Raw genomic sequence first — 8,313 nt, 5'->3', positions numbered from 1 at the left:
GATAAAAAACAAAGGCAATAGTGGCTATGTTGCAATTTAAATGCCGATTAGCTTACATAGTTATTTGATTGATAAAACTATACTCCTTTTGATTAGGAATTAAATTGGAGTAATATGTTTTTACGTAAAATCTCAAATAAGATTTTTGTATAAAAAGAATTAGTGAATATAGTAAAAATAGCATTCGAGCTACACTAGCTCCCTTGTTAAGATTTGTCAGCAGTGTTGAGAGTCTTAATGTTTGTTCTCCAACAAGTGCCATTTCGTGCTCAAAGAGATAGACATAATCGGGGACAAAATATGATTAAGACAGCCCTAATTACAGGAATTACTGGTCAAGATGGCTACTATCTCAGCCATTTGCTCCTCAACCGTGGTTATCGAGTTGTCGGATTAGTACCCCCACATCGACAACCTAATTTGACAAAACTGGGAATACTGGCAAATCAGGTAGAAATTTTTACGGTTGACTTGAGGGATAGTGCGGCGCTGTTGACCGCAGTTGAACAACTACGTCCTCAAGAAATTTACAATTTGGCGGCTCCTAGTTTTGTACCCGACTCCTGGAACGACCCCTTGGGAACTCTAGATTTGATAACTGGTACAGCTACTAGGCTCTTAGAAGCTGTACGAAAAGTTGGTTTGTCTACCAGATTTTATCAAGCCAGCAGTTCAGAAATGTTTGGCGATGTATTCCTCTCGCCTCAAGATGAGGAAACCGCTTTTCGTCCCAAAAATCCTTATGCGGCAGCTAAAATGCACGCTCACTGGACAATGGTGCATCACAGACAGCGCTATGGACTATTTGCCTGTAGCGGAATTTTATATAATCACGAGTCTCCTCTACGCGCACCTCAGTTTGTCACACGCAAAGTTTCTTTGGCGGCTGCATCAATTAAATTGGGTTTAACTGACACCTTAGAAATCGGTAATCTGGATGCCAAACGTGATTGGGGCTTTGCAGGTGATTATGTAGAGGCCATGTGGCTAATGTTGCAAATTGATCAACCAGAAGAATATGTGATTGGCACTGGTAAACTACACAGTGTAAGAGATTTAGTTGCCACAGCCTTTGAGTCTGTCGGATTGGATTGGAAGCAGCATATAGTTTTAAATACTAGCTTATTGCGACAAGATGAGCATTTTCAACTAGTAGCTAACCCCAGCAAAGCTAAAAAAAATCTCGGCTGGGAACCCCAAGTAAGCTTTGAGGAACTTTTAGAAAAAATGGTAAAAACAGATTTGGAGCGGTTACAAAGCGGTGCAATCGCGCCCTTACCGCGAGTGTAAATAATCTAAGATGCACATCACTACAGTGACAAAAAACCTGAATTTAGGTGAGAAAGTTAACAAAAAAACGAACCATGTCTTCGTGTTTTTAGAAATTTTTGCTCACGAAGGTGGTATTCAATCCTATATAAAAGATATCTTTCACGCCTATTTGGGATTGAGCCAAGACTACAAGGCAGAAGTCTTTTTGCTGCGAGATAGTGCTGATAGCTTAAATCCGTTTGAAGACGAGAACTTGAAATTTCATTACTTTAAAAATCAGTCTCCTTATTTGGGGAGATTGCAAATGGCAGCAGCTTTACTGAAGTGTCTTTTGCAAAGCCGTCCGCAGCAAGTTTTCTGCGGTCATATTAACTTAGCAGTATTAATCCAAACACTTTGCCAACCCTTGGGGATTCCTTACACCGTGCTAACTTACGGCAAAGAAGTCTGGGAACCGTTGAAAAATCAAGAACGTCGCGCCCTGACATCAGCATCGGGAATTTGGACAATTAGTCGCTACAGCCGCGATCGCGCTTGTGTTGCTAATAGTCTAAACCCAAAAATGGTACAGATGATGCCTTGTGCAATTGATGGGGATAAATTTACTCCTGGTGACAAACAACCAGAATTAGAAAAGAAGTATAGCTTAACTGGTGCTAAGGTGTTAATGACAGTAGCGCGGTTATGGTCAGGAGATATTTACAAGGGTGTAGATGTCACCATTCGGGCATTACCACAAATCGCTGAAGTTTTCCCAGAAGTGAAATATTTGGTAATTGGTCGCGGCGACGATCAACCGCGATTAGCACAGCTAGCTGCATATTTAGGTGTGAGCGATCGCGTTGTATTTGCTGGTTTTGTTGCCACAGAAGAATTAATGGAACATTACCGTCTTGCTGATGCCTATATTATGCCTTCCCAAGAAGGCTTTGGCATAGTTTATCTAGAAGCAATGGCTTGTGGAGTACCTGTATTATCCGGTGACAACGATGGTTCAGCTGACCCCTTGCAGGATGGTAAACTGGGATGGCGAGTACCGCACCGCAATCCTGATGCTGTAGCAGCCGCTTGTATAGAAATGCTTCAAGGGGATGACCAGCGATGTGATGGAGAGTGGCTGCGAGAACAAGCGATCGCTCTATTTGGTATAAATGCCTTCCAACAGCACTTACAAAAAATGCTCCTATCCTCAGTAATGAAGTCCATTTGAGTCCAAATGACAAACGATCGATGACTCATAACTAATGACTAAAATCGCTATCCTAGAAGGAGAGCAGGACGAAATTTATTAAAAATGAGCTTTAAGTCATTTCAATTGAATCTTTTAAATCTCCGCCCTTGGCTCACACTGCTAGCAGTTGTTTGGTTGCTGGCATCAGTGGGCTTGGGTTGGTTAGTTAATTCATTGCTAATTATTTTCGGGTTGCTGTTGTTAGCACCTATTGTGGCTTTTTTTGGCTTTCGCTGGTGGCTGCAACGCAACTTGGTTGCCGATCAATGTCCCGTCTGTGGATATGAATTTACAGGTTTAAACAACAGTCAGTTGCAATGTCCTAACTGCAAGGAGTTACTGTTAGTACAAAATAGTCAATTTCAGCGCTTCACACCAGAAGGCACAATTGATGTAACTGCTGTCGAAGTTCCAGCCAAATCACTGGAAGAATAGTCAAGGAGCGTTAGTCATTAGCAAAGCATAAATGACTAATGACTATTTATTTTTTTGCGAGATTGAGAGAGTGTAATTATACTGTTGCGCGGATAGTTCGCCCACATGCAGCGAGTATCTTCCCACCTGCCAATAACCAGAAAGTTCTGACTTACCTCCAGAGTAACTATCTGCTAGTACACAAAAGCGCCCCCCAGGCCCGTCGATCAACAGTGTTGGCTTTCCTTTACTCTCTACTGTTAATCGCAAGTAAGGTAGTGACTCTGTTACTTGGATAACTTGACTAGGTTCAGTAGTAATATTGCCACAATTACTTTTGACAGTTCCCCCAGATTTTCCATTCAAAATCAATGGATCTGGTTGGGAATTACGATTAATTTGGATTGCTGGTGTTTGTGCCAAATTAGCCTCAGTGAAAACCAAACTCATCGCCAAAGCTGTGGGAATAATTGCAAGTAGCCTAAGCGTCTTCATTTTAATTAATGCTCCAGATTTTTTGAGAGCAATATTGTTATACAGTCTGATTTATATAGACGACAGCAATCCTTCTTAGTTCCAAAAGCTGCCGTATAAAGCAATACCAGTCAGTTCAGGATTATTTGTGAAGATTTGATAGGTATATGTAGGGACATTGCATTGCAACGTCTCTAAAATTGATGTCTGAAAGGTCTTGTACGCACAGACATTAACTAAAATCACTAAGACAACCACCAAAAATAGAATTTGGTTAGTCTATTGTTGAATAAGTATGCTAATGAGGTAAGAAAGATTGATGAATCCTCAACCAGAAGAAGACCTACAGCGTCGCCTCGATCGGCTAGAGGCAGAGATTAATTCCCCGCCTGGGGTAGTTTCACAAGAACAAAAACAAACGCCTCGGTCTGTTTTTGCCAGCTTCAACTTGCAACTGGAGCGATTTCAGATTTGGTTCAACAGCTTATCTGGGGCGAAAAAGCTGGTAGTTTCAGGTGTGACGGTGCTAATAGGCTTGGCGATACTGCAAGCAGTGTTTAAACTAGTTGCATCTGTAATCAGTCTGGCACTTTTGGCAGTGTTAGTGTATGTTGGATACAAATTTTTTGTGTCTGGTAGCTTTCAACGTAAACAATAAGTTGATATGCATTTACTTTGCACTCTGCCTAGAGTTATGAGAGTCAGGAGCCAGAATACAAAAGGCTCCTGACTTATAGAGGATTTAAAGAAAGGTGAAGTACAGAAGTGAAGTGTCAAAACTAGGTATTAAGCCTGTTTTACTTCTGAATTCTGACTCCTGAATTCTGACTCCCAAATCCTATTTCAATATGCTTTTCTTTTTGCGGATTAGCTTAGTCTATATTAATTGTGCCGATCGCGGCGTAGAAATAATATCAAAGGAAATTATAGGATGACCTCACCAATTGTCAGGAGAACTAGTAATCAATCTGGTCAGTCAAAAAAATCGGAAAGAGCCAGTGCGCTGCTGCTAGCAAGTAGGCGTTTTGCTGCTTGGGCGGCTGAAATTACACTAGTGGTTACTAGTGGGTTGATTCCCTTCGGCATTGGTGTCTATGCCAATTCTAGAAGCGATCTGAATCGAGTGCCGCTTAACCCCGTGCTGGTCGTCACAGAAAGAGCGATCGCTAGACCCCTAGCCCTACCTGTGAGCTATGGCATCCGTAACGTCGCATGGCCGACTAATATTTTGTGGACAATCGCCCTGTTAGCGCCTGTAACTCTCTCGTGGTGGCAATTGTATTTATTAGCTAAGACTGGTAGCACAATTCCAAAACGTTGGTTAAAAGTGCGGGTTGTCAACGAGCAAGGGAAGCCGCCCGGATTGGGGGCAGTTGTAATTAGAGAAGGCGTTGGGCGTTGGACAGTACCCATTTCCATCGCCTATTTGCTATGGCGTTACAGCTTTGCTTTTCCGAATTTAGGATTATTCACATTTTTGTCTTTATTAATGATTGTGGGTGAAGGGATAGGCTTACCGTCGCGTCGGGGTCGGCGCGCACTCCATGATCAACTCGCAGGTACTTATACAATCGATGCAGTCTTAGCTAGCAACAAACAAGCTCAGTCTGCTGACGGTAACGATCAAGCAGAAGAAAAGCAAGAGGGAGAAGAATTAGTAATAGCCGAAACCAGCCAGTCACCTAACTTGTGGCGGCGGATACAGCAAAATCCCAATCTGACTTTGTTTGGGGTAGGGCTGACGAGTATGACTGCTGTGCTGGCAACTTTAATTGGCACTCAAGTTTATATCCAAATTCAACAATCCCAGCGAGCAACCAAGCAAATCAACAGCCAACAATTCCTCGAAATCGTCAAACAATTGACTCCCAACTCTGGGGCGACTAATGAGCAACGCCAAAGTGCAATTCTGGCGATGGGTGGTCTTAATGACCCACAATCAATTAAATTTCTGGCGGATTTATTAGTTAGCGAAACTAACCCCAGCCTTCTGGATACGATTCAACAAGCTTTAACAACTGTCGGACCCCAAGCCATCCCGGAACTCAAAAATAAGAATCAGTTTTTGGTCAGCGAACTCGAATCTGTGGGTAGCACTGCAACCAAAGAGCGGGAATTACGGCAAGGGCGGCTACAAAGAAACCAGCGAACAATTAACAAGATTCTCTCTGTTTATAGCGGTAAAAAAATCGAGGGTGTTGACCTTAGTAGCACCCAATTAGGTCAAAGCGGTACTTCAGGAAGTTCCTTCTTCAACTTGGTACTGGACAATCTTGATTTATCAGGAGTTAAGTTTAAATCTGCCAATCTTAACCAAGCTAGCTTTAAGGGTAGCCGCTTTCGGGGTGTGGGTGAAGATGGGCGTTGGGATACCTACGACGATGTAATCGCTGATTTAAGCCAAGCTCAGTTGCAGCAAGCTAATCTTACTGATGCTAACCTCAGTCGCGTCTTGATGAACCGGATCGATTTGAGTCGCGCCACTCTTAACAGAGCCAACTTATCCAACGCGCGTCTATATGATGCTAAACTCAACAGCACCCAACTAGTAGGAGCCGATCTACGAAACGCAGTTTTGGAAAAAGCTAGCTTGACTGGGGCAGATTTAGGCGATGCTAAATTGAACGAAGCGAATTTGTATGCAGCGCGTTTAGGTCGCGCTACTGCGATCGGAACGCAATTATCTTTTGCTAACTTAACTAACACTGATTGGCAAGGAGCAGATTTATCAGGAGCTTATTTAGATCGTGCTAATCTCAGCAATGCTAACCTCAGCGCCACTCGTTTAACTGGTGCTGTTTTACGCTCTGCCCAAATGGAAAACGTTAACTTGCAAAATGCCGACCTGAGCCTTGCAGATTTACGCGGGGCAAATGTCGCTGGAGCAGATTTTAAAGGGGCAATTCTCGCTCCTAGCAAACAAGATCCAGCAGATCAATTTGTCCAAACCCCAGATTTAGGCTCAGTATCTGCCGTAGTCCAAGGGGTTGATTTTTCTCAAGCCAAAAATTTAGATGCCAAGCAATTAGCATACATTTGTACTCAAGGAGGCATTCATCCCCGTTGCCCGTAGAATGGAGGGCAGAGGGGCAGGGGGCAGGGGAGGCAGAGGGGCAGGGAGCAGGGGAAGCAGGGGAAGCAGAACTATTGATCCATGCCCAATGCCCAATGACAAATGACAAATGACAAATGACAAATGACAAATTTGTGTGAGGAGTAGGTTATGAAATATATTCCATATTTGGTTTCAGTTTTGGGGGCTGGTTTGATTTTGAGTTTGGTGAGTACGAAACCAGCACAAGCTCAAGTAGCTTATGGCAGCTATATCGGTATCGGACCTACTGTTGGTTTTACTGATGGTATCCAATTTGGTGGGGTGATCGCGGGACGTTACAAGCTTTTGGAAGCACCAATTTCTCTCCGCGCCCAAGTGTTAATTGGTAATAATACGGCTGTTGTACCGACGGTTTCTTACGATTTACCCCTTAACTGGCAAGCTGATGCCTACCTGGGTGCTGGATTGGTGTTAGCGGGTGGTGGCGGTTCTTCTCCTGTGGGCGACAAAATTAGTTTTGCTTTACAACCGGGTATTGATTATATGATCCCAAATAGCAATACTGTGCTTTTTGGCAACGCTATTATTGCTTTTGATGCTTACCGAGATAGCAGTGGGACAGCGATCTCAGTACAAGGTGGCGTTGGTTTGAGATTTTAAGGGGTACACTATCCCTAAGAAGCGTTAAACTTCATTGCAAATTAAGAAGTTAGTCCAAACAACGTGATAGTTTTTGCTCATGAAGAGAGACAGCACAGGATTAACACAGGAGAACACAGTGGCAATGGAATCAAATTTATTAACAGATGCGGGCGCAGATGAAGTGAATCAAGATTTCAGTGAATATGTCGCCAATCTGCAACTTCACATGACTCTGCAAGCTCGCAATCTTGTTCCAACGCTGAAGCAAACACTGGTAGATAGTCGCCAGCAGTTACTCCATCAAACCCAAGCCCACTTTGAAAAGCTAGTTTCTCGACAAGGGCTATAAAATATATACAAATTTTAATCAAAATTCAAATAAAATAAGGGCAGATGTTGTTGGGTTAATGCCAATGGTGTTCTCACAAGGTCTGCTTTTTCTGCTTTTTAAGTGTTAAGTTACTAAAATCACCCTTTTGGCACAATAGTAGAGAGCAGAAACTAGTTAAGATTATTGCAGCAGTTTCTTCCTTTCAAGAGCAGTTAGTTAGGGCTAAATGGCGGCTCGAATTAAAATGACTTCATTACTTCCCAGAAACCTCAGCGTTGTTATTCGACCAGTCCAATACCGGGATCTGGATGGAATTGAGCGCATAACTCAAGAGTCATTCGCAGCCCTCACTCCTCAGGGAGCAGGTTTTGCCATCAGCCAGATGCAAAGGCTGCGTCGTTGGTATGGATTACTCAAATTTTTAAGTTGGTTTCCTAACCCGCTACAGTATCGCCTCTGTGCTTTTGTCGCAGAGCAAGGGCGGATACTTCTAGGAATGATTCAAGTGTCACCCTTTAACCGCACACGCAGCACTTGGCGGATCGATCAAGTGTTACTAGAGCGTGGTGTCGATAAACAAGGAATTGGTTCGCAACTTTTGCGTCATTGCTTTGAGTCGATTTTGGAAGCTCGCACTTGGCTACTAGAAGTTAATATCAATGACATTGAGGCGCTGGCACTATATCGGCAAAATGGATTCCAACGTCTGGCAGAAATGACGTATTGGGAAATTGGGCCAGAATTACTCGCTGAATTGGCACAAGCAGAGCCAGACTTGCCCAATCTTTTGCCAGTGAGTAATGCTGATGCCCAGTTGCTATATCAACTAGATACGGCATCGATGCCACCTCTGGTACGTCAGGTTTTTGACCGCAATACCCGCGACTTTAAAAC

General features: G+C 43.2%; 9 protein-coding genes. 8 read left to right on the top strand and 1 reads right to left on the bottom strand.

Features of this window, described 5'->3' with window-relative positions; all coding sequences use genetic code 11:
* The first annotated feature begins 300 nt into the window (after window positions 1-300).
* The 3 genes from HWQ37_RS10990 to HWQ37_RS10980 all read left to right on the top strand — a co-directional run bounded on the left by HWQ37_RS10990 (window position 301) and on the right by HWQ37_RS10980 (window position 2,938).
* Window positions 301-1,290, top strand: a complete 990-nt coding sequence (locus HWQ37_RS10990) for a GDP-mannose 4,6-dehydratase (RefSeq protein WP_292746888.1) — start codon at window positions 301-303, stop codon at window positions 1,288-1,290.
* Window positions 1,291-1,300: 10 nt separating this feature from the next.
* The gene (locus HWQ37_RS10985) at window positions 1,301-2,482 is read left to right on the top strand and encodes a glycosyltransferase (RefSeq protein WP_292746885.1); all 1,182 of its coding nucleotides are present in this window, start codon (window positions 1,301-1,303) and stop codon (window positions 2,480-2,482) included.
* Window positions 2,483-2,566: 84 nt separating this feature from the next.
* Window positions 2,567-2,938, top strand: a complete 372-nt coding sequence (locus HWQ37_RS10980) for a hypothetical protein (RefSeq protein WP_292746883.1) — start codon at window positions 2,567-2,569, stop codon at window positions 2,936-2,938.
* Between the two features lie 42 nt (window positions 2,939-2,980).
* Here HWQ37_RS10980 and HWQ37_RS10975 read toward each other — a convergent pair whose 3' ends face one another.
* Window positions 2,981-3,412 carry a hypothetical protein gene (locus HWQ37_RS10975; protein WP_292746880.1) on the bottom strand — a complete coding sequence of 144 codons (432 nt, stop codon included), beginning with the start codon at window positions 3,410-3,412 and terminating at the stop codon, window positions 2,981-2,983.
* 298 nt (window positions 3,413-3,710) lie between these two features.
* Here HWQ37_RS10975 and HWQ37_RS10970 point away from each other — a divergent pair, with 298 nt between their 5' ends.
* From HWQ37_RS10970 to HWQ37_RS10950, 5 genes are all read left to right on the top strand, one after another.
* On the top strand, window positions 3,711-4,049 hold the full coding sequence (locus tag HWQ37_RS10970; protein ID WP_292746877.1) for a hypothetical protein: 339 nt from the start codon (window positions 3,711-3,713) through the stop codon (window positions 4,047-4,049).
* A 273-nt stretch (window positions 4,050-4,322) separates the two neighbouring features.
* Entirely contained in the window at window positions 4,323-6,464 is a 2,142-nt protein-coding gene (locus HWQ37_RS10965; RefSeq protein WP_292746873.1) for a pentapeptide repeat-containing protein, read from the top strand.
* A 150-nt stretch (window positions 6,465-6,614) separates the two neighbouring features.
* Window positions 6,615-7,106 carry a hypothetical protein gene (locus tag HWQ37_RS10960; RefSeq protein WP_292746870.1) on the top strand — a complete coding sequence of 164 codons (492 nt, stop codon included), beginning with the start codon at window positions 6,615-6,617 and terminating at the stop codon, window positions 7,104-7,106.
* Window positions 7,107-7,230: 124 nt separating this feature from the next.
* Window positions 7,231-7,437: a hypothetical protein gene (locus tag HWQ37_RS10955; protein WP_273769525.1), complete on the top strand. Its 207-nt coding sequence runs from the start codon at window positions 7,231-7,233 to the stop codon at window positions 7,435-7,437.
* A gap of 208 nt (window positions 7,438-7,645) precedes the next feature.
* A partial coding sequence (locus HWQ37_RS10950) for a GNAT family N-acetyltransferase (protein ID WP_292746864.1) occupies window positions 7,646-8,313 on the top strand: 668 nt, incomplete at its 3' end.

Origin of the sequence: Nostoc sp. NMS4 (genome assembly GCF_017115095.1) — a bacterium.
Classification (GTDB): domain Bacteria; phylum Cyanobacteriota; class Cyanobacteriia; order Cyanobacteriales; family Nostocaceae; genus Nostoc.
This window is presented reverse-complemented; position numbering and strand designations above follow the sequence as displayed.

Coding starts and splice junctions, on each gene's coding strand:
- HWQ37_RS10975 (WP_292746880.1), bottom strand. CDS start 3,412: ATGAAGACGCTTAGGCTACTTGCAATTATTCCCACAGCTTTGGCGATG.
- HWQ37_RS10990 (WP_292746888.1), top strand. CDS start 301: ATGATTAAGACAGCCCTAATTACAGGAATTACTGGTCAAGATGGCTAC.
- HWQ37_RS10985 (WP_292746885.1), top strand. CDS start 1,301: ATGCACATCACTACAGTGACAAAAAACCTGAATTTAGGTGAGAAAGTT.
- HWQ37_RS10980 (WP_292746883.1), top strand. CDS start 2,567: ATGAGCTTTAAGTCATTTCAATTGAATCTTTTAAATCTCCGCCCTTGG.
- HWQ37_RS10965 (WP_292746873.1), top strand. CDS start 4,323: ATGACCTCACCAATTGTCAGGAGAACTAGTAATCAATCTGGTCAGTCA.
- HWQ37_RS10955 (WP_273769525.1), top strand. CDS start 7,231: ATGGAATCAAATTTATTAACAGATGCGGGCGCAGATGAAGTGAATCAA.
- HWQ37_RS10970 (WP_292746877.1), top strand. CDS start 3,711: ATGAATCCTCAACCAGAAGAAGACCTACAGCGTCGCCTCGATCGGCTA.
- HWQ37_RS10960 (WP_292746870.1), top strand. CDS start 6,615: ATGAAATATATTCCATATTTGGTTTCAGTTTTGGGGGCTGGTTTGATT.